This is a genomic window from Peptostreptococcus faecalis (assembly GCF_900240845.1).
Classification (GTDB): Bacteria; Bacillota; Clostridia; order Peptostreptococcales; family Peptostreptococcaceae; genus Peptostreptococcus; species Peptostreptococcus faecalis.
Genome location: NZ_OERU01000002.1, coordinates 71,210 through 93,208, shown reverse-complemented (window position 1 = coordinate 93,208; position 21,999 = coordinate 71,210). Strand labels below are relative to the sequence as shown.

The following is a 21,999-nucleotide window of genomic DNA, read 5'->3' as shown; positions in this document are numbered from 1 at the left end:
AGAAAAAAACATAATTTTAACATGATTTTTATTAAGAAAAGAGCATAATTTTAGCAAAAAATTAAGTTGATTTTCAAAAAAAACCGCGTTAAAATATAATAAAAATTTCTATTTAAAAAGATTTGATTTTTAAAACTCCGATACTGAATATTATACCCCAAAACTCGAAAATAAACTAGATGAAAAAAGAAAAAATACGAACAATAAAAATTAAAAAATGAAAAACATATGGAAAAAATGCAAATTAATTCGTTTTTATTGGGTATAATATAGATATATCGTATAAAAAATTACTTTTGGAGGTAAAATTATGAATATTTTATTGTGCTATAAATCATGTACGACTTGTAAGGGTGTAGAAAAAATAATGAAAGAAAAAAACATTCCATATGAATACAGAGAGATAAGTGTAGACAATCCTACAGAAGAAGAGCTGAGAATATGGAAAGAAAAATCTGGTTTGGAAATAAAAAAGTTTTTTAATACAAATGGTAAAATTTATAGAGACATGGGACTTTCAAAAAAGTTGCCAGAGATGAGTGATGATGAAAAATATGAATTGCTATCTTCAGATGGGATGCTTGTAAAAAGACCAATACTTTTGCTAGAGAATGGAGAAGTATATGTAGGTCCAGACGTTAAGAAATTTATAGTGGGTTAGTGAATAAATAAATCAACAATATAAAAAGAAAATAAATTTGTATATTGATATATATATGAGGAAATAAATATACACGAGGAAATAAATTTATCAAATTAAATAAAAAGGTCAGATTAATTAAAATCTGACCTTTTTGCTTATTAAACTCATGTGCATACTATCAAAATACAGTTAAATATTGCAGACTATTTCTTTTTGAAAAATTAAATTTCTGGTGTATTTATACTATCGATTTTCTTTATGAAACTAAAGAAACAGATTGAGGTTACAGTAGCTGCTGTGAAGTCTGCGAAAGGCGCAGCGTGTAGTATCCCATTCATACCCCAAATTTTTGAGAAAATGATTATTGAAGGTATTAATATAATTATTTGTCTTGAAAGAGTAAGTAACATTGCTTTTTTAGGCATACCGATTGACTGGAAGAAGTTTGCCCCAACAATCTGAAATCCGACAACAGGAAGACACATCATCCATGTTTTTAAAGCATGTGTTCCGAATTTCATTAGTTCTGGATCTCTGTTAAACATAGATACTAATACATTAGGTATTGTATTTATGATTATAGCACCTATGATGGCTATTATTGTAGCGGAGATTATAGCTAGTTGTGCTGCTTTTTTTACTCTTGCAAATTTTTTAGCTCCATAGTTAAAACTTACAATAGGTTGTAAGCCTTGGTTAATACCAATTATAGGTAATATTAGCAGTGTTTGCAAACTATTGACTATTCCCATTCCTGAGACTGCAATACTTCCACCATAACTTATTATAAGATGGTTTAAGACAAAGTTAAGGGCACTATTTGCAAGTTGTAATAAAAATCCTGGCATACCTAGAAGTGTTATTTCTCCTGATAGCTTTCTATCAAATTTCATGTTTTTAAAAGTAATCCTGTGTGTGGAGTCTTTTTTTATAAAGTTATAAATACTCCAAATCATTGAAACAAGTTGAGATACAACTGTAGCAAGTGCTGCACCGGTCATTCCCCAATTGAAACCAAAGATAAACAAGGGATTTAGTATGAAGTTTAGCCCAGCTCCTATAAACATCGCAACCATGGAAAGACGTGGCCTTCCATCTGCTCTCAAAAAGTTATTCATTCCCATACCGATAACTTGAAAAATTGTTCCAAGAAAAATTATTCTCATGTATTTTTCTGCAAAAGGAATTATTTCTGAAGTTGCACCAAATAATATTAGTAGGTCCTTCAAGAAAATTTCACCTAATAGTGTTATGATAATGCTCATAGCAATCATTAACGTAGTTGCATTTCCTAAGATTTTGTCAGCTTTTTTCATGTCTCCTTTTCCTAAACTAATAGAAAAAAGAGTTGCACCACCTTGCCCAAATAAAATACCTACAGACATCATTATTATCATAGCAGGGAAACAGATTGTTATAGCTGCCAGACCATTTGCACCTAAACTGGGATGATTTCCAATAAAAATTCTATCTACAACATTGTAAAGTGCACTGGCTGTCATTCCAACAATCGATGGAATTGAAAATTGATAAAGTAGTTTTGAAATTTTTTCGTATCCAAGAGGATTGCTTATTTTTACATCTGATATTTCTTTGTTCACTATATCACTCCTTTATATTATTTTTTTCTTTTATATATGTATCTATATTATTGACCATTCTTTCTAAATAAGAGTATGCTATTTCCTTTTCTTCTTCGCTCATATCATTCGTCAGTATCATACCCCAATCATTCAATATACTCTTGACCTCAGATTTGATTGAAAGACCTTTTTCTGAAAGGTATATTCGATTTACTCTCTTATCTTCTAAATCTTTCTTTTTTATAATAAATCCTTTTTTTAGTAAAGAATCGATTACTCTGGCGGTAGAGGCTTTGTCTATGCTCAAATACGATGATAAATATTCTTGTGAAACTCCATCTTGTGAATAGAGAGCGCTCATAAAGGGTTGCTCTGCAGCTGTTATATTAAGTTCTTTTAAATGAATGTTTTTATACATTTGACATTTTCTATGTAGAAAAGACACTAATCTTCCAGAATTTTTTTTCATAAACTTCACCTTTCTTTAAAATAGTTGTCATGTCAACAATAAATGATTATAGTATAAAAAAGTTGATAAGTCAACTAAAATAGGTCGGAAAATTATTGAAATAAATGGAAAAAGTATTTTAAAATACTTCCTGATAAAAATGGAAAAAGTATTAGAAAACTTTCTGATATAAACAAAAAATCATTAAAAAACATCTCTCATATAGAGAGATGTTACTTTAAATATTAATATATATTTATAAATTCTAAACAAAACTTTTTAGTTCAGAAAGATTTAAATGGTCTAATTTTAGCTTTTTCAAAGTCAATCCAATTTTTTTGAAATCTAACTCTGTAATTATAGAACCAAGTGTTATAACTGAATCAATTGCAGGAGTTGGAACTTCAGCAACTCTTCCCAAATCTGACCAAAGAACTAGACCGTTTTCGATGTCTTCTACTACATATCTTGATTTTATAGAAGAAGGACCATCTATATTTGAAAAAACAGGACTTTCTCTAAACATTAGGTGGATATCTTTTTTGTCGTCTGCAAAATACCCTCTGTTTATTCTGCTTTCTATAATGTCTTCTAATTTATATCCAAATGCTGAGGCTATAGCTCTTCTTTCTTTTGCGATTGCCTTTAATAGGTTAGAAGAGTTTTTACTAAATCCATCTCTGTATAATGAGAATTGATCACCATGATTTTCGATTCTAACAGCATTTAGTAGGCATGGACCTGGATGAACTTCAGGATTTGCATTTTCTAGAGTTATTCTCCATATATCTTCAACTGGTATTATTCCATCATATATTTGTGATACTAGTTCATATGCTGTATTTGTCTTTTCTTTTGGAAGGGCAGCAATTAAAGTTTCTTTAACTTTTAGAGATAAATCAACATGTCCCTTTTTTGCATCTGCTCTTGTAGCATATGTAAGAGAGTTAGATTCAGCTATAAAAAAGTCGTGATTAATATTCATTTCCTTAGCCTTGTTTTTAAATCTTATGCCAGACATTGATGCGGCATTATTAAAGTAGATTAGTTGATCTTCTGATACGGCAGGAGCTACAACTTCTGCATATTTTTCAACTAAAAGGCCAGGTATAGTGAACATGATTATATCAGCATTTCTTACGGCGTGATCTATGTCGGTACTACATTCTACACCACTTACAAATTTTTCTTCTCCATTGTATCTAAGTAGAATACCATTATTTTCAATAATAGTTTCTAGTTTGTGGGATTTTTCTGGCAAGTCATATAATATGACATCAAATCCTCGGTCTTTTAAATCTGCAGCAGCTGTGATTCCGCCATTTCCGGCTGCTATAATTGTCACGTTTTTAACTTTTTTCATAGAAATCTCCTTTCTTTGTTTGTATAATATTTTTAAATGATAACATTAGTATTATAACTGAAAATTAAGAAATAATCAATTAATAAATTTTAAGTGTAGTAAAAATTAATTTTTTTAAAAAACACTCCAAAAAAATAAGTTATATATTAAAAAATAAAGAATAATATAAAATTAGCTTGCATAACATTATTTTGATTTTTTTGTGTTTATAGAATATAATATCAAGGTAAAAATAATGATAGATTTTGAAAATCAAGAGGTTTAACAAAATCACGTAAATATTATGGAGGATAATATATGATAAAAGCAATATTTTTTGATATAGACGGTACATTAGTCAGCTTTAATTCACACACTGTTCCGCAGAGCACAAAAAACGCTCTATCTAAACTAAGAGAGAATGGAGTGAAATTATTTTTAGCTACAGGGAGATCTCCTATGTGGTTACCTGCAATTAAAGATTTAGTAGAATTTGAATTCGATGGATATGTAATGGTAAACGGACAGTATTGTATTGTAGGCGACGAAGTGATACACAAGATGCGTATAGATGAAAATGATATAGAAAAAGTAATTCCATACATGGAAGATCAAAAAATTTCATGTGAGTTTGTTGAATACGATCATATGTATATTAATTTTGTAAACAAAAGGGTAGAAGAGTTAAGGGCATTGCTTGGATCTACAGCTCCAACATCAAAGCCAGAAGATTTGAGAAGAGTTAAAGAAAATGATACATATCAGTTGTGTGCATATATAAAAGATGAAGAAGAAGAGGAATTTTTCAAGCATCTTCCGAATTGTAGAGCGGTTAGATGGAACCCACTTTTTGCTGATATAATTCCTTTTAATGGAGGTAAGTCTGTAGGAATAAAAAAGGTGTTAGAGCATATAAATATTGACCAAGAAGAATCAATGGCATTTGGTGATGGAGGAAATGATATTGAAATGCTTGAATTTGCAAAAATAGGTGTTGCGATGGGAAATGCAGGAGATGATGTAAAGGAAAGTGCAGATTTTGTTACTCTTGACGTAGACAACCATGGAATAGAACATGCACTTAAAAAATACAATATACTGTAAAAGTGTATGATTTGCTTATATGTAGAAATATGTTTTAGTTTTAGTATATGCTAATTCAAGTGTTATTTTTCTAGTTACAATCTTGACTAAGTAAAATGTATTACAATATTTTTGAACTAATACACGTCTGTTAAAAAGCTATTTACATACCTCTTTTTTATTTGACAATCAATTGATAATGTGTTAAATTGAGAAGAATAAGCATTAGGATATATGATTTATAACTTAATAGTTTATCAACTTTTGGGGGTGACTATAGTGGATAAAAAAGTTAATTTTCAAGAATATAATGAAATGGCAATGATCAATAAAGTTTCTACGGTAGGAATTTTTGGGAATATAGTTTTGACTGCATTTAAATTGTTTGCAGGAATATTTGCACACTCAGGTGCGATGATTTCAGATGCTATACATTCACTATCAGATGTATTTGCTACTTTAATAGCTTTTATCGGCGTGAAAATGTCAAAGAAAGAGCCTGACAAAGAACATCCATATGGGCATGACAGATTAGAGAGTGTAGCATCAATTATTCTAGCAATGATTTTAATTATTACGGGTATAGGTATTGGATATTCAGGAATAGAAAAAATAATAAATAGTGGAAAAATTACTACTGAAGTTCCTGGAAGATTGGCATTAATAGCCGCAATTGTATCTATAGTAAGTAAAGAGCTGATGTTTTGGTATACGAGGTATTATGCAAAAAAATTGAATTCACAAGCTTTTATGGCGGATGCTTGGCATCACAGATCAGATGCTATATCATCGGTAGGATCTTTGATAGGGATAGCTTTTGCAAGGTTAGGATATCCTATATTCGATCCAATTGCGAGTGTATTAATAGCTTTACTTATTTTAAAAGTAGGGTATGATATATTTATGCAGGGTATAAAAAAAATGATCGACCATACTAGTGGTGAAGAAGTAGAAGCAAGGTTAAAAGAGATAGTAATGAATCAAGAAGGTGTAATAGGAATAGATACACTGAAAACTAGAGAGTTTGGAATGAAAATGTATGTAGATATTGAAATAGAAGCAGATGAGACTATAACTTTAAAAAAATCTCATCAAATTGCTCAAAATGTTCATGATGCTGTAGAAAAAGAATTTCCAGAATGTAAACACTGTATGGTACATGTGAATCCTGTAAGTAACTATAATAATTAAGGAGACTTCATTATGATTACAACATTGTGTTATATGGAAAAAAATGAACAATATTTAATGTTACATAGAAATAAAAAAGAAAAAGATATAAATAAAGGTAAGTGGATAGGCGTAGGCGGTAAATTAGAAAAAGGTGAAACTCCTATGGAATGTATTTTGAGAGAAATACATGAAGAAACAGGATATAAAGCAGAAAAATGTAATTTTAAGGGGATTATAGTATTTAACTACAATGACAATCCATCTGAACATATGTATTTATATACTTGTTCCGAATTTACAGGAGAAATGAAGCCATGTGAAGAGGGCGACTTGAAATGGATAGAAAAGGAAGAAGTTTTCAAGTTAAACCTTTGGGAAGGCGATAAGATATTTTTAGACCTAATTAAAAAAGATTCCCCTTTCTTTTATTTAACGTTAGATTATAATTACGATGATTTGATGAATTATAAAATAGAGTATGAAGAAGGTGAATTTGCTAGATTTGAAGTGTTCGTACCAGAAGAATACGTAGAAAATATAGTAAAAGGTTTAGGCAAATACAACTTATTAGATCAAGGATTTTATGGATCTGCATATTCAACTTGCGAAGTAATAGGTCACTGGACAAGCCTTGAAGGTGCAAATCCATTTGATGGAGAAGTAGGACAAAAAAGTGTTTCACCTGAAATTCTAATGAAATTTAGAGTAAGAAAAGAGTTTAAAGAGTTAGCCTATTATATAGTAAAAAAAGAACACCCTTATGAAGTAGCAGTAATAAATGTGTTTTAGCAATTGAAAAAATAGTTAATAAAATAATATTTTAAGATAGATATTTGATAATTTAAAAAACAGATATCTATCTTTTTTATATGATGAATTGTATAATTAAGTGCGACACCTAAAAATATTAAAAAGTAATTACTATAAAGATCTTGCTTTAATTATAGAATAATGGATGATTATGATATAGAATAATATATATAGTTCTTTATTTTAGATGGAGGTGATATGTATGGAAGAAATATTAAACTTAAATCTTGAATGTGATTTTGAGTATAGAGTAATAAATAGAGATGATGAAAGCGTGGATATATTTGTTGACTTGGGAGATAAGACATTAAATATAATAGATGAATCTTCTAAATTATTTAGTTCTAGAATACAGTTTCCAAAAGTGAGAGCTATTTTACTTAGAATTACTTATTCAAACTACAATATGACTGTACACATACTTAGAGATATAGATTTATTTTCTGCTTTTTCAAATTTTGAAACATACTATAAAGATAGCACTATTAGAATAAGTAAGTATAAAGAATATGCGTATTTCAAAAGAATATAAAAATAGAATAGATTAAAATATATAAATAAAAAGTATATAAATTAAAATGCAGAAATAAAAAATATAAATTAAAATGTATGAATATAAAAATATACAAATTAAGTAAAATAAACAACGCCGGAGAGTTATATTCTCCGGCTTTGTTTATTTATGTTCTTAATCTCTTATAAAAATATCTGTTTTTTCTGGGTGAGATTCTGCCCAACCGTCTACATAGCTACAGCTAGTATAGGCCTTCCAATTTTTTGATTTTATTACATCAATTGCGCTTAATAAGAGTTTTTCAGCAACTCCTTGTCCTCTTAGAACTGGGGATACGTAAGTATGATTTAAGTCAACATGGTTTTCACCTACTTTAGGAAAATCTATTTCTGCAATAGTGTCTCCGTTTTCATCATTTAAATAAATTCTATTCTCTTCATAAATAAAATCCATAGCATTACCTCCTAAAAATAAAATACACTCTCTTAATTATATTATAAAAGATATTAACAGAAAATTCACTATTTATTAGGTTTTCCTAATCCTTTTTTTACACTTGAATATATTAAAAGTGAAGTGACGATTGCAAATATTGCCTGAATAGAATTTGCAGGCACTGCAGCCATAGATGATTTAATACCATACATAAAAATTTCTCCGATAAAATATCCAGAAACCATTATAGCTCCTCCTATTACAGAAGATAGAATACGTCCGACTTTAGTTGGAAACTTTTCAGAAATTAGTCCGCATATAAAACCCTCTAATCCCTTTGTTATAAAAGTAAGAGGTGCAAATGCTCCATATCCAGTCAATATATCTGCAAGTGCGGATCCAAATCCTCCTATAATTGCACTATTTTTTCTACCTAGATACATAGCAGAGAATAAGACTACTGTATCACCCATATTAACATATCCATGAGATCCTACTACAGGGATCTGAACTACAATTGTCATTACTGTAGTAAGTGCCATCAATATACCACATATCACTATGTCTTTTGTTCCGATTTTTCTTGTTTTTAAAGCTTGAGCTTTCATTTGAACCTCCAAAAGTATTAGTATAATTTCATACTATTAATATAATACACTTTGGATATAAACTCAATTTGTATCGGTCAAAAAAATAGATTGTATCGATTCATTAAATGGTAAATGAATCGTAGTTGAAGTCAAAATAGAAATTTATTTCTTGTTTTTATTAGTTCCTAGTATTCCAACAATGATTAAAATTGCACCTATTATGTGGTAAAAATATAGTCTTTCATTTAATAAAATTACCCCTGCAAACATTGTAATAAGAGTACTTAAATTGCCAAAGACACTCATTTTTGAGGCTTCAATTTTTGATAGAACAAAATTTGAAAGTACACTTGTAACTACAGATGATAAAATACCTAAATACAAGATTGACACAACAAAGGATGTACTTGTGAAAGCTGAAAAATATGTTGGTAAATTTCCTAAATAAGCTCTCTGTGAAATAGAAAGGATATTAAACAAGACCATCCCGCAAAAAATCATTACATAACTCAACTCCAAAGTACTATATTTCTCTGTCTTCTTTCTGGCCATAACGATATAGCATGCGGAAGAAAATGTAGATATAAGTATAAATATTATTCCTATCGTGCTATTTGACTTGAAAGATACACCTGTATTTATAAAAATATATATAACCCCTACTACAGACAATATCAAACTTATTTCTTGCAAAAAATTAGCTTTTTCACCTAAAAAATACTTAGCTAATAAGAAAGTAAATATTGGTATCATTGCTTGTATAATTCCAGCTTCAGATGAAGAAATCAGATTAAGACCGAACATTTGAAATCCAAAAAATAAAATTGGATTAAATATTGCTAGAGGCAAAATAGAGAAAAAATCATTTTTGCTTATTTTTATTTTTAAGCGACCAATTAAAAAAAATAGAGACATAAAAATAAAAGAAACAGTAAATCTATGTGCAAGTATATTTAAAGGATCCGTATTTCTAAGTGCTATTTTGCCAAATAAAAAAGAAAATCCTATTATTACAGAATATATTATAGCTGAAGAGTACGTATAAATATTTTCGCTTATTTTCTTTGTCATAACAGCCTCCATTTTGAAATATTTTAAAATTTAATATAAAAATTGTACTAGCAGTATTCTACAAAATCACATGTATTTCCTCTGAATGAAAAAAAATAGCCACACAATTGTGTGGCTATTTTTTCATTTATCTGCTATCTATTTATTTACTTTTTTATGATAACTCTATCATTTATATCCATTTTGTCTTTTGACTCTGCTTCACTCAATATAGAACCGAATGGCATCTGTGCTATAAGTCTCCAGCTATCAGGTACATCAAATTTCTTTTTAACAGCATCGTCGATTATTGGATTGTAGTGTTGTAAAGAAGCACCTAGTCCCAACTCTCTAAGAGCTACCCAAATATTATATTGAGCCATTCCGCTAGACTGTTCCGACCAAGACTTAAAATTAGCTGCATATAGTGGGAATTGTTCCTCTAGATTAGTTACCACATCAGTGTCTACAAAGTATAATACAGTTCCATATCCCTTCCTAAATGAATCAATTTTTTCTGGGCTAACTTTTCCTTCAAAAACTTCTTCAACTAAATTCCAAAGTTCCTTTTGTTCATTTCCAAGCGCTACGATAACTCTAGTACTCTGCATATTGAAAGCGTCTGGAGTTAATTCCACAACTTCCTTAATTGTATTAATTATCTGATCATCTGAAACTTCTATTTGATCACCTATATCATAATAACTTTTTCTCTTTTTCATTGACTCGAATCTGTTCATAATAACACTCCTTTTTATATTTATATATTTTTATTTAATTAACATTTTCAATTACAATATATATAATACCAAATATTATTGAGATTAAACTTTTATTTGAAAAAAAATATTAATATCTAAAAAATATAAATATTCTCAACAATAGAATGCTGTTAAATGAATTAAAATAAAGCAACCAACATATTTAATGAGTGATATAACTTATATAATTATAAAAACACAAAAACATCAATGCAAAATTTCAAATAAGAAATTCAAATCAGCATATATAAAGTTTAAGTTAAATATTTGAAAAAATTATGGTATAATAGTATCCATGTGAAATTTTATATAATTACTATTATTGAGGTGCAAAAATTATGAGATGGATAAGCGATAAAGTAGATTTTGCTAGTATGTCTGTAGCTACAGTTGGTATACTAGGACTTGCCATGTTGACAGAAGCAATAGTAAATATTTTTAAAAATATAACTCAAGGAGTTTTTAGTTCATGGGTGACTGATATAACGTATGGAAATATATTTACTGTAATAGCTGTAGTGATAGGGCTTTTTTTAATTTTGAAAAAAATGTATTTGGGTGATTTAGATGAAGCTGGCGAGAGAAGAAGGCAATTATTTTATAAAATAGTATTTCTATTTATGCTTGCGGCAGCTTTGTTATCTAATGGCAATGTATTTTTAAAAACGGTTATTTTTTCAATAGGAACTGTTAATTTAATACTTGTAGGATTGATGATGTTGATGGCATATCATTTTCTTAAAAAAATTTTATAAAATAAATGAAAGGTTTGTTGGTTGATGAAAAAGATTTTATTGATTGCAACAGGAGGTACAATAGCGTCTAAGGATACTGAGGTTGGTCTAGTACCGAGTATTACAAGCGAAGAAATTCTTAGATTTGTGCCGGAAATTGCAGAAATTTGTGATGTTACTGCTATACAGCTGATGAATATAGATAGTAGCAATATGAGTCCTGATGGTTGGATAAAAATGACTGAGTGTATTAAAGAAAATTATAATAAATACGATGGATTTGTGATTACACATGGTACAGATACACTTGCATATGCTGCATCTGCCTTGTCGTATTTAATACAAAATTCAAAAAAACCTATAGTTTTGACAGGATCTCAAAAGTCAATTTATTTAAAAGATACGGACGCTAGAAAAAATTTGATGGATTCATTTATATTTGTATGTGATGAAAAAGCAAATGGAGTTCATATTGTTTTTGACTCAAAAGTAATAATGGGAACTAGGGCTAGAAAAACAAGAACACATAGCTATAATGCCTTTGATAGCGTAGATTATCCTATTATAGCAACAGTATTTAATAATAAAGTTCTATACTACATAGAAGATCAAATTGAAGGTGAAGTAGAATTTTTCAATGAATTAAATACAAATGTAAATATATTGAAGCTTGTTCCAGGGATAGATCCTGAGATATTAGAATTTGTAGGAAATATTTCTGACGTATTGATAATAGAAGGTTTTGGAGTAGGTGGATTGCCTAATTATGAAGGTAAAAATTTATTGCTTAAAAAAGCTGAAAAGTTAAAAGAGCAGGGAACGATTATAGTTTTATCTACCTCTGTTCCACATGAGGGAAGCAATATAGAAGTATACCAAGTTGGAAATGAAGTAAAAGGTAACTTAAACTTAATAGAAACTTATAACATGACTACAGAATCTACTGTATGTAAGCTAATGTGGATAACAGCTCAAACTCTAGATGCTAAAAAAGTAGAGGAAATGTTTTATACTACAATAGCACATGATATAATGTATTAAATGTAGAAGTTAATTTTATTGGAATAGAACTTATATGTCGGCGCTTTAGCCGGCATTTTTTATTTGTAAAGATTGTGTATTAGTGTATATTTATTAATTCATATTTGTTATAATCTAATGTGGATAATTTTTTAGGAGGTGTTTTTATGGAAAAGAAGGTAGCTGTTATAAGTGCTATCTTAGAAGAACCTTTAGTCTGTCAAAAAGAGTTCAATGAAATTGTATCTACATACCAAGATATAGTAAGAGGTAGAATGGGAATTCCATTCAAAAATGAATCTATGTCCGTAGTAAGTATTACTGTACTGGGAGATATGGATAAAATTAATGCAATGACTGGTAAATTAGGTAAAATTGAGCATGTTACTGTAAAAACAGCAGTATCAAAGAAGAAGGTAACAGATTAGATATGGAATTAAGAGAAGAAACTAGAGACAAGGCAATATTATTAATAGACAAACTCTACAATGAAAATGATCTTAGAGATGAAGATTTACTATGGTTACTCGATAATATGAATAAAAAAGAAAAAGAGTATATGTTTTCTTTGTCGAAAAAGACGAGAGATAAGTACTACGGTAAAAACGTGTATTTAAGAAGCTTGATAGAGTTTACAAATTACTGTAAAAGAGAGTGTATCTATTGTGGAATAAATGCTTATAATAAAAAAGCAAATAGATATAGACTTACTAAGGAAGAAATAGTTGAAGCTTGTAAAAATGGAAAAAGTTTAGGATACAATACTTTTGTATTACAAGGTGGAGAAGACCCTTATTTTACTGATGAAAAGATGTGTGAAATTATAAAAGAGATAAAAAGAATAGATCCAAATTGTGCTATTACATTGTCTATGGGCGAGAGAAGTTATGAAAGCTATAAAGCTTTGAAAGATTCCGGAGCTGATAGATATTTGTTGAGACATGAAACATCTAATCCAGATTATTATAAATGGCTACATCCAAAATCTGTACTTGATACAAGGGTTGAGTGTATAAAAAATCTAAAAAAACTAGGATTTCAAACTGGAACAGGGATAATGGTGGGATTGCCAGGTTATACTAATAAAGACTACGTAAGAGATCTTAGATTTATAAAGACTATTTCACCTGAAATGGTAGGCCTAGGTCCATTTATTACACATAAAGATACAGAGATGAGAGAATACAAAAGTGGAGATATTGATACTACATTGACTATATTGTCGATGGTTAGGCTATTGCTTCCAAAAGTATTATTACCTGCGACTACAGCTCTAGCATCTATAGCAGAAAATGGTAGAAAAGCGGGATTAGATGTAGGCTCAAATGTAATAATGCCTAATTTGACACCAGTAGAGTATAGAGGAGACTACATGCTTTACAATAGTAAAAAAAGTAGCGGCAGTGAATCTGCACAAGCTTTAAATATGATAAAAAATGAGCTCGATTCATTTGGATATATTTGTAATATGTCAAGAGGCGACAGTAAAATGTGTGTTGAATAAAATTAATAATAGCTGACAAAAAAGAAAATTCTGATTTGAAAGGGAGAAAAAATGAGTACAAAGAGATTTGATGAAAATGTAAAGTTGGATAGAGAATATATATATTCTTTAATTGAAAATGCAAAAAATACTACAACAGACGAAGAAATTGACAGAATACTAGAAAAGGCAAAAAACAAAAAGGGATTAGATCATTCAGAGATTGCATCTCTACTTGAAATTGAAAACGAAGACCAAATTAAAAAATTATTCAAAGTAGCAGGAGAAATTAAAAAAAATGTATACGGTAATAGAGTAGTGCTTTTTGCACCTTTGTATATAAGTGACTATTGTGTAAATAACTGTGTATATTGTGGATATAAATGTAAGAATAAATTCCAAAGAAGAAGACTTACAATGGACGAAATCAGACAAGAGGTAGAGGTTTTGGAACAAATGGGTCATAAAAGACTTGCATTAGAAGCTGGTGAAGATCCTCTAAACTGTCCAATTGAGTACGTATTGGAATCAATAAAAACTATTTATGATACATATAATAAAAATGGTGTTATAAGAAGAATAAACGTGAATATAGCTGCAACAACTGTGGAAAACTATAAGAAATTAAAAGATGCTGAAATAGGAACATACATATTATTCCAGGAATCATATGATGAAGAAGTCTACAAAAAGATGCACCCAAACTGTGTAAAGGGTAACTACGAGTATCATACAACTTCATTTGATAGAGCTATGGAAGCTGGAATTGATGACGTAGGTGCAGGAGTATTGTTTGGATTAGCAGACCCTAAGTTTGAAGTATTAGGCCTTATGATGCACAATGAACATCTAGAAAAGAAATTCGGTGTTGGATTCCACACAATATCAGTACCTAGACTTAGAGCTGCGGAAGGTGTTTCACTTGAAACGTTCCCCAATTTAGTAAGCGACGATATGTTCAAGAAAATTGTTGCAATAATTAGACTTGCTGTACCATATACAGGAATGATTTTATCTACAAGAGAAGACGAAGATATGAGAAAAGAATTATTAGAATATGGTATCTCTCAAGTAAGTGCGGGATCATGTCCAGGTGTAGGTGGATATGTTGCAAGTGCTGGAAATGAAAAGACTGATCAGTTTGAAACTGCAGATGAAAGAACTCCTATTGAGGTGATCAGTGATTTAATGGATAATAACTACATTCCTAGCTATTGTACAGCTTGTTATAGAGCAGGGAGAACAGGTGAAAAATTCATGAATATAGCTAAATCAGAAAAAATTCACCATATGTGTAAGCCTAATGCATTGACGACTTTAATGGAATATGCAGCTGATTATGGAGATGAGGAATTTTTAAAGAAGGCTGAAAAATTTGTAAGAGAACAAGCTGAAACAATTGATAGAGAAGATATAAGAAACTTTGCTCTTGGTAATATAGAAAAGATAAAAAATGGAGAAAGAGATCTTTATATATAATTGCAAATATTATTATATAAGATAAATATTTAGGTAGGTTCAAAATGATAGATACTCCGATTGCAAATAGAAAAAATATAGTAATAATAGGTAATAGAAATAGTGGAAAATCAAGTCTGTTTAATTATATTACTGGTCAAGATATTTCGATAGTATCTGACTATGCTGGAACTACGACAGATCCTGTATGGAAGGCGATGGAATTGATTGGATATGGCCCTATAAAAATAGTGGATACTGCAGGAATTGACGATGTAGGAGAACTAGGTGAGCTAAGAGCAAAAAAAAGCTTCAATGAATTAAGCGAAGCAGATTTGGTTGTACACGTAATTAGTGTCGATGAAGTTTTAGAATATAATCAAATCGAAAAAAATATTAACGTTGTCGATAAAAGCAATGATATTGATTATATAAAAAAACAAATACAAGACATAACTAAAGAGTTTAGAGAAAAATATACAAAAATGGACAAAAAGCATTTATTTATTATAAATAAATGTGATAAATACAATAAAAAAACTTTAACAAATTTAAATAACGAATATGATGATGTTGTATTCACTTCAGTCAGTGAAGATAAAATAAATCTTGAGCTGGATAAGTCTTATATAATTAAAAAAATAATTTCACAACTCCAGGAAATAAGTAAAGAAAAAAGTCTGATAAGTGGAATGCTAAAATCAGGAGAGCATGCTTTATTAGTAGTTCCAATAGATACAGAAGCGCCTGAGGGAAGGTTAATACTACCACAAGTACAAATGATTAGAAGCTGTTTGGATCTTGGAGTACGAGTGAGTGTAGTCAGAGATACTGAGCTAGAGCAAGCTATATCTGAAATGAAGAATATAGATTTAGTAATAACGGATTCAAAGATATTTGATAAAGTAGCTGAGTTAGTACCTAGTGATGTGAAGCTTACAAGTTTTTCTATATTATTTGCTAGACAAAAAGGTGATATAGAAGAATTTTTAAAAGGAGCAAAAAAAATAGAAGAACTTAAAGATGGAGATAAAATTCTAATTGCTGAATCATGTACTCATACAAAATCGCATGAAGATATTGGAACTGTTCTAATTCCAAATTTAATCAAGAAGAAAACTGGGAAAAATTTAGAGTTTGACTTTGCATATGGTAAAAATATACCGAGTGATTTAAAACAGTATTCGATTATAATTCAATGTGGTGGTTGCATGATGACTAGAACGAATATGATGAATAGAGTGAATTTATCAAAGTCTCAAGAAGTGGCTATGACGAATTATGGTGTGATATTAGCCTATTTAAAAGGAGTTTTTAAAAGAGCTGTATATTAAATATATTTTTCAAATAAAAAACAAAATATTGAAAAAAAGACCCAATTGGGTCTTTTTTTTAGTATAATGTGTTTAGAGAAAATAAATATGATTTTTCTATAAAATATTTATAGCGGAAAATTTCTAAAATTAAAATATCATAAATTGTAAATGCTAATATAATTATTGTATTAGCTTTTATAACATATGGTAAAAATAAGAGTAAAAAATGAAGGGAGTTTTTGTAGTGAGTAGTGAAACAATAAAAAAACAATTAGAGCACAGAACTATCAGAGAGTTTAAGGATACACCTATAGACAAGGACATAGTAAGACAACTTCTAGAAGTGGCGAATCGCACATCTACAAGTGTTGGAATGCAGTCATATAGTATTATAAGAATAACAGATCCTCAAAAAAAAGGTAAAATAGCTGAAATATGTGGACAGAAATATGTAAATAGACTTCCAGAATTTTGGATATTTGTTGTTGATGCATTCAGAAATGCAAAGATAGCTGCTGAACAAAATTTTTATCCAGAAAGTAGAAATGATATGGATAGATTTTTTCAAGGGTTTACAGATGCATCTTTAGCAGCTCAAAATGTAATGGTAGCAGTAGAATCTCTAGATATGGGAGGTTGTTTTTTCGGAAGCATCTTAAATGATTCGCAGCAAATAATCGAGATTTTAAACTTACCTGAATATACTTTTCCAGTATTAGGTATTGGATTTGGATATCCTAATCAAAATCCACAGCTAAAGCCTAGAATGGGGTTAGACCTTAAAGTGTTTGAAAACGAATACAAAGTAGAAGATAGCTACCTTGAGTCTATAAAAGATTATGATTTAGAAATGCAGGAGTATTATGATCTTAGAGATTCAAATAGAAGAGTAGACTCTTTTTCAAAGCAGGTAATCTCTAGACTTACTAATACTATTGAAAACAGATTGAAAATAATAAATACAATAAGAAGACAAGGTTTTGATCTTCAGATGGAATATATTCCAGAGGGAGAAATAAGGACTATGTTTAAAATATCGCCAAAAGAAGTAAAAGAACATAGTTTTGAAGAAAGTAAGTCAGGGTTAAAATTAGACACTAACTTAGCAGACTTATTCTCTAAACACCCATATATTAAATCATATTTATTAAATATTAATCCAAAATTCAATAAAATTAAGTCAATAAACTCTAATGATGAATTAAAATCAACAACAATAGAAGACTTATCTAAATTAGGTGATATGCCAGCTGAGTCATTGATATATATGATTGAGTCAAGAATAGATGAAGAGTAAAAAGTAGTACTATAATTATGTGTACAAAATTTTAGGGGGAAGCAAGAATGGATGTATTGGAATGCATAAAAAGTAGAAGAAGTGTAAGAAAATTTTCTGATAAAAAACTAGAATATGATACTATAAAAAATATTATAGATGCAGCTGTATGTGCTCCAACAGCACAGATGAGGGAACCATGGGGATTTCTAGTCATACAGGATAAAGAAGAATTGAAAGCGATATCTGATGTTGCAAAAGAAGGTATAAAAAAGGAAATAGATACATTACCGCATTTTAAGAAATATGAAGACTGGTTTAATGATCCAGAATACAATGTGTTTTATGGATCTGAAAATCTAGTAGTTGTATATGGCGATTCAGATGCACATTGGTATAAAGAAGACTGCTGTTGTGTAGCTGATAATATAATGCTGTTGGCAAATAATGAAGGAATAGGAACTTGCTGGATTGGATTTTCTGAAATAATATTAGATACTCCAGAACTTAAGGAAAAGTACAATATTCCACAAAACTATAAGCCAGTAGCATCTCTTATAATGGGATATATGGACAGAACACCAAAGCCACCAAGAAGAAAAGAAGCTTTGATGTTTTCTAAATAATAATATAAAAAGATACATATACGCATATATAACATATATAAAAACAGGCACCCTTTTTAAAAGTAGGTGTCTGTTTTTATTATAAGTTATTTTTCTGCCTTTTTAATAAATATATATTCGATTTTTTGTTCTCCAAAAGTTGAAAGATCTTCAGAAAATTCAAATCCATCAAGATTGAAGTCTTTTAACTTATGATAATCTGAAATTTTATTTTTAACTATATAGTTGACCATTAATCCTCTAGCTTTTTTTGAAGCAGTAGATTCAACTTTTAATTTATCATTTTTTTCAATTTTAAATATACAAGTAATATATTTCGTATCAGAATCTAGGTATTTTTTCACAGATTTAGAATATTCATCAGATGCTAGATTTACAATTACGCCATCTGAGTCTGAATTCAGAGATGAGTAGATACTGTCGTCCCAAAATTCATAAAGATTTTTAAAAGGTGATATTTCAAGTTTTGTCATCATTTCTAATCTGTATGGATAAATTGAATCCATAGGTGATAAAACTCCATATAGTCCGCTTAAAATACGTATATTATTTTGAGCAAAATCAATATCATCATTATTAAATGATGAAGGATTAATAGATTTATACTGAATTCCATCATATGAAAAAATTGCAGGGGATCCTTTTTTGTCGAATTTAAAATTTTTAAATCTATCGTAATTTAAAAGTGCAATCTTATCGTTGACTTTCATTAGTGTTTTTAAATCATCAGCAGATAGAATTTGTAGTTTTTTCAATATTTTTTTTGAAAAATCTACCATAGTTGGTATTTGTAATCCTTCTTGTTGATATGATTTAAAAGTTTTGGCAGGCGATATAAAAACTATCATATTTTTAAATTTATTCCTTTCTAAAATATAATGCATGAGAATAATACCCATTTTAGTTGTCATACAAAATATTATATAAATAGTTATGATTTTGTGTATATTATATCATAAAAATAAAAAAATCGATTTCTATGAAATTGTTACATGTAATTATAAAAAAATTTATAGATAGTAATTTAAAAAATTGAAATTAAAAAAATAATCGAATTAAGAAAGTTATATCAAAAAGATTCAAAAACGAACATTAATATAAAAATAACAGGTACTAATTCGTAAAAATGATGATATTTTTCATAAAAAGACAAAGTTAGTATTGAAAAAGTTTGTATTTTAAGTTATTATTTTAATATAAAGTTAGTATTGAAATTGGATAATTATCGATATAAAATTAAAATTTTAATAATAAAATTAAGTTTTAAATAAAAAAATATATTATATAAAGTTTATTCAAATTAAACAAATACTTATAAAAACAAAAGGAGAATTTACATGAAAATAGCAGTAATTATGGGATCAAAATCAGATTTACCAAAACTAGAAAGTGGAATCGAAATGATAAAGAAATTTGGGGTAGAAGTAGTTGTTAGAATTCTTTCAGCACATAGAACTCCAGTTGAGTTATCAAACTTTTTAGAGGAAATAGAAGATGATACGGATGTAATAATAGCTGCGGCAGGAAAGGCAGCTCACCTACCAGGAGTTGTAGCAGCACAGACATTAATACCAGTAGTAGGTCTTCCTATAAAATCATCTACAATGGACGGATTAGACTCATTATTATCAATGGTACAGATGCCAAGCGGAATACCTGTAGCTACAGTGACAATTGATTCTGGGGCTAATGCAGCTCTTATGGCAATTCAGATAGCTAGTGTTAAATATCCAGAGTTGAAAGTAAAGCTAGGAGATTACAGAAAAGAAATGGCTGATAAAGTATTAGCTGATGATGCATCAATTCAATAATAAGATAGAAAAGATTATCACGTATTTTAAATTAATATATTGTTAGATTAAGGAGATTAAAGATGTTAACTTATAAGAGTTCAGGTGTAGATATAGATGAAGGAAACAGAGCGGTTGATTTAATAAAAAATAAAATTAAGGGAACTTATGATTCAAATGTTATTGGAGATCTAGGTAACTTTAGTGGATTATATTCATTAAAAGACTTCGTAGGAATGGAAGAACCAGTATTATTGGCTTCTACAGATGGAGTTGGGACTAAGCTTAAAATAGCTCAACTTATGGATAAGCATGATACAGTAGGGATAGATTTAGTAGCAATGTGCGTAAACGACTTGATTTGTCAAGGAGCTAAACCAATGTTTTTCTTAGATTACATTGCTCTTGGAAAATTAGTTCCTGAACATATTGAAAAAGTTGTTGGCGGGATAGCTGATGGATGCAAGATGAGTGAGTGTGCACTAATTGGTGGAGAAACTGCTGAAATGCCTGGAATGTATGCGGATGATGACTATGATTTAGCAGGTTTTTCAATAGGTATAGCAGATAAGAAAAACATTATAAGCGGTAAGGATGTAAAAGCGGGTGACACATTAATAGGAATTTCTTCAAGTGGAGTTCATAGTAATGGATTTTCTTTTGTAAGAAAAATATTCTTAGAAGAATATAAAATGGATCTAAAAAAGAATGTTGAAGAATTAGGAATGTCTCTTGGAGATGCACTTTTAACTCCAACAAAGGTGTATGTGAAGTTGGCATTAGATACTATTGCAAATAATAATATAAAGGCTATAGCACATATAACTGGTGGTGGTCTAATTGAAAATATCGTAAGAGTAATACCTAAGGGACTTGGTCTTGATATAGATACAAAATCTTGGGAAAAACCACCAATATTTAAAATGATAGAAGGTCTTAACGCTGTAGAAAAAAATGAACTTCACAAGAGTTTTAACATGGGTGTTGGATTAGTATTAATAGTGAACAAAGAAGATGCTCAGACAGTGGTTGATTATATAAATGCGAGAGAAAATGATAACGCTGAATTTGTAGAAGATAAATATAAAGGTCTTATGGAAGATAAAGCGTATATAATTGGTAGCGTAGTAGATTCACATGAAGGTGTAGAATTATTATAATATACTTGTAATTGGGGATTGTATTTACGGCCATAATAATTTGTATGCATAGGGAATCCTATGCTACTAATTATTTGTAAAAAAGTTTATCGAGAGAGGATTCTTATATGAAGAATATAGCTGTTTTGGTTTCAGGTGGTGGAACTAATTTACAAACTATAATAGATGCTACTGAAACAGGGGAAATAAATGGATGTATAAAAGTGGTAATATCTAACAATAAAGATGCTTTTGGTCTTAAAAGAGCTGAAAACCACAATATTAAAGCGGTATATGAAAACGATGAAGATGCTATAATAGAAGAATTAAAATCCAATGAAATAGATTTAGTAGTATTGGCAGGATTTTTAAAAATATTAGGACCTAAATTTACTACTGCTTTTGAAAATAAGATAATAAATGTTCACCCATCTCTAATACCATCTTTTTGTGGCAAGGGATATTATGGACTAAAAGTTCATCAGGCAGCGGTTGATTACGGAGTGAAAGTAAGTGGGGCTACAGTACATTTTGTAGATGAAAATGCTGATACCGGTCCTATAATATTACAAGATACAGTGGAAGTTTTAGCGGATGACACAGCTGAACAGTTGCAAAAAAAAGTACTAGAAATAGAACATAAAATATTAAAAAATGTTGTGAAATCTTATTGCGCAGATAAGATAAAAGTTGTTGGAAGAAAAGTTTATATTGAAGATTAATTT

24 protein-coding genes are annotated in these 21,999 nt (G+C 29.4%); 16 read left to right on the top strand and 8 right to left on the bottom strand.

Translation table 11 applies throughout. The annotated features are described in order from the left end of the window. Positions 1–310 precede the first annotated feature (310 nt). Entirely contained in the window at positions 311–661 is a 351-nt protein-coding gene (locus C0982_RS05745) for a Spx/MgsR family RNA polymerase-binding regulatory protein (protein WP_101773309.1), read from the top strand. Between the two features lie 203 nt (positions 662–864). Here the strand turns inward: C0982_RS05745 and C0982_RS05740 are convergent, their stop codons facing one another. The 3 genes from C0982_RS05740 to C0982_RS05730 form a co-directional block, all read right to left on the bottom strand. Beyond that, positions 865–2,244 carry an MATE family efflux transporter gene (locus tag C0982_RS05740; protein ID WP_242961512.1) on the bottom strand — a complete coding sequence of 460 codons (1,380 nt, stop codon included), beginning with the start codon at positions 2,242–2,244 and terminating at the stop codon, positions 865–867. A 4-nt stretch (positions 2,245–2,248) separates the two neighbouring features. Beyond that, the gene (locus tag C0982_RS05735) at positions 2,249–2,695 is read right to left on the bottom strand and encodes a MarR family winged helix-turn-helix transcriptional regulator (RefSeq protein ID WP_101773308.1); all 447 of its coding nucleotides are present in this window, start codon (positions 2,693–2,695) and stop codon (positions 2,249–2,251) included. A 244-nt stretch (positions 2,696–2,939) separates the two neighbouring features. Further along, positions 2,940–4,037: an NAD/NADP octopine/nopaline dehydrogenase family protein gene (locus C0982_RS05730; protein WP_101773307.1), complete on the bottom strand. Its 1,098-nt coding sequence runs from the start codon at positions 4,035–4,037 to the stop codon at positions 2,940–2,942. A 297-nt stretch (positions 4,038–4,334) separates the two neighbouring features. Here C0982_RS05730 and C0982_RS05725 point away from each other — a divergent pair, with 297 nt between their 5' ends. The 4 genes from C0982_RS05725 to C0982_RS05710 all read left to right on the top strand — a co-directional run bounded on the left by C0982_RS05725 (position 4,335) and on the right by C0982_RS05710 (position 7,614). Then, entirely contained in the window at positions 4,335–5,120 is a 786-nt protein-coding gene (locus C0982_RS05725; RefSeq protein WP_101773306.1) for a Cof-type HAD-IIB family hydrolase, read from the top strand. Between the two features lie 258 nt (positions 5,121–5,378). Then, positions 5,379–6,290: a cation diffusion facilitator family transporter gene (locus C0982_RS05720; protein ID WP_330399797.1), complete on the top strand. Its 912-nt coding sequence runs from the start codon at positions 5,379–5,381 to the stop codon at positions 6,288–6,290. Positions 6,291–6,302: 12 nt separating this feature from the next. Further along, positions 6,303–7,061, top strand: coding sequence for an NUDIX domain-containing protein (locus C0982_RS10845; protein WP_101773305.1), 759 nt, complete (start codon positions 6,303–6,305; stop codon positions 7,059–7,061). Positions 7,062–7,284: 223 nt separating this feature from the next. Then, the gene (locus C0982_RS05710) at positions 7,285–7,614 is read left to right on the top strand and encodes a hypothetical protein (protein WP_101773304.1); all 330 of its coding nucleotides are present in this window, start codon (positions 7,285–7,287) and stop codon (positions 7,612–7,614) included. Between the two features lie 156 nt (positions 7,615–7,770). On the opposite strand, the gene C0982_RS05705 is transcribed toward C0982_RS05710, so the two are convergent. The 4 genes from C0982_RS05705 to C0982_RS05690 all read right to left on the bottom strand — a co-directional run bounded on the left by C0982_RS05705 (position 7,771) and on the right by C0982_RS05690 (position 10,411). Then, a complete protein-coding gene (locus C0982_RS05705) occupies positions 7,771–8,049 on the bottom strand; it encodes a GNAT family N-acetyltransferase (RefSeq protein WP_101773303.1) in 279 nt (92 codons plus the stop codon). Between the two features lie 68 nt (positions 8,050–8,117). Next, positions 8,118–8,639 (bottom strand): ECF transporter S component, encoded by a 522-nt coding sequence (locus C0982_RS05700; RefSeq protein WP_101773302.1) that lies wholly within the window; start codon positions 8,637–8,639, stop codon positions 8,118–8,120. Between the two features lie 144 nt (positions 8,640–8,783). Beyond that, entirely contained in the window at positions 8,784–9,692 is a 909-nt protein-coding gene (locus C0982_RS05695; protein ID WP_101773301.1) for a DMT family transporter, read from the bottom strand. Between the two features lie 146 nt (positions 9,693–9,838). Further along, positions 9,839–10,411 (bottom strand): nitroreductase family protein, encoded by a 573-nt coding sequence (locus C0982_RS05690; protein WP_101773300.1) that lies wholly within the window; start codon positions 10,409–10,411, stop codon positions 9,839–9,841. A gap of 359 nt (positions 10,412–10,770) precedes the next feature. On the opposite strand from C0982_RS05690, the gene C0982_RS05685 reads away from it, so the two are divergent. From C0982_RS05685 to C0982_RS05650, 8 genes are all read left to right on the top strand, one after another. Further along, positions 10,771–11,187, top strand: a complete 417-nt coding sequence (locus C0982_RS05685) for a hypothetical protein (protein WP_101773299.1) — start codon at positions 10,771–10,773, stop codon at positions 11,185–11,187. Between the two features lie 24 nt (positions 11,188–11,211). Further along, a complete protein-coding gene (locus C0982_RS05680; protein WP_101773298.1) occupies positions 11,212–12,207 on the top strand; it encodes an asparaginase in 996 nt (331 codons plus the stop codon). Positions 12,208–12,353: 146 nt separating this feature from the next. After that, complete coding sequence (locus C0982_RS05675; protein WP_101773297.1) at positions 12,354–12,614, top strand: TM1266 family iron-only hydrogenase system putative regulator; 261 nt, start codon at positions 12,354–12,356, stop codon at positions 12,612–12,614. A gap of 2 nt (positions 12,615–12,616) precedes the next feature. Continuing rightward, entirely contained in the window at positions 12,617–13,690 is a 1,074-nt protein-coding gene (gene hydE, locus C0982_RS05670) for a [FeFe] hydrogenase H-cluster radical SAM maturase HydE (protein WP_101773296.1), read from the top strand. A 51-nt stretch (positions 13,691–13,741) separates the two neighbouring features. Next, entirely contained in the window at positions 13,742–15,148 is a 1,407-nt protein-coding gene (gene hydG / locus C0982_RS05665; protein WP_101773295.1) for a [FeFe] hydrogenase H-cluster radical SAM maturase HydG, read from the top strand. Between the two features lie 44 nt (positions 15,149–15,192). Beyond that, entirely contained in the window at positions 15,193–16,461 is a 1,269-nt protein-coding gene (gene hydF, locus C0982_RS05660) for a [FeFe] hydrogenase H-cluster maturation GTPase HydF (protein ID WP_242961511.1), read from the top strand. Between the two features lie 226 nt (positions 16,462–16,687). Then, on the top strand, positions 16,688–17,740 hold the full coding sequence (locus C0982_RS05655; protein WP_242961510.1) for an NADPH-dependent oxidoreductase: 1,053 nt from the start codon (positions 16,688–16,690) through the stop codon (positions 17,738–17,740). 47 nt (positions 17,741–17,787) lie between these two features. Then, positions 17,788–18,345, top strand: a complete 558-nt coding sequence (locus tag C0982_RS05650) for a nitroreductase family protein (protein ID WP_101773293.1) — start codon at positions 17,788–17,790, stop codon at positions 18,343–18,345. A gap of 86 nt (positions 18,346–18,431) precedes the next feature. Here C0982_RS05650 and yaaA read toward each other — a convergent pair whose 3' ends face one another. Continuing rightward, positions 18,432–19,193, bottom strand: a complete 762-nt coding sequence (gene yaaA, locus C0982_RS05645; RefSeq protein ID WP_101773292.1) for a peroxide stress protein YaaA — start codon at positions 19,191–19,193, stop codon at positions 18,432–18,434. A gap of 489 nt (positions 19,194–19,682) precedes the next feature. On the opposite strand from yaaA, the gene purE reads away from it, so the two are divergent. The 3 genes from purE to purN all read left to right on the top strand — a co-directional run bounded on the left by purE (position 19,683) and on the right by purN (position 21,996). After that, positions 19,683–20,156, top strand: coding sequence for a 5-(carboxyamino)imidazole ribonucleotide mutase (purE, locus tag C0982_RS05640; RefSeq protein WP_101773291.1), 474 nt, complete (start codon positions 19,683–19,685; stop codon positions 20,154–20,156). 62 nt (positions 20,157–20,218) lie between these two features. Then, positions 20,219–21,295, top strand: a complete 1,077-nt coding sequence (gene purM / locus C0982_RS05635) for a phosphoribosylformylglycinamidine cyclo-ligase (RefSeq protein ID WP_101773290.1) — start codon at positions 20,219–20,221, stop codon at positions 21,293–21,295. A gap of 107 nt (positions 21,296–21,402) precedes the next feature. After that, positions 21,403–21,996 (top strand): phosphoribosylglycinamide formyltransferase, encoded by a 594-nt coding sequence (gene purN / locus C0982_RS05630; protein ID WP_101773289.1) that lies wholly within the window; start codon positions 21,403–21,405, stop codon positions 21,994–21,996. The last annotated feature ends 3 nt before the right edge of the window (positions 21,997–21,999 follow it).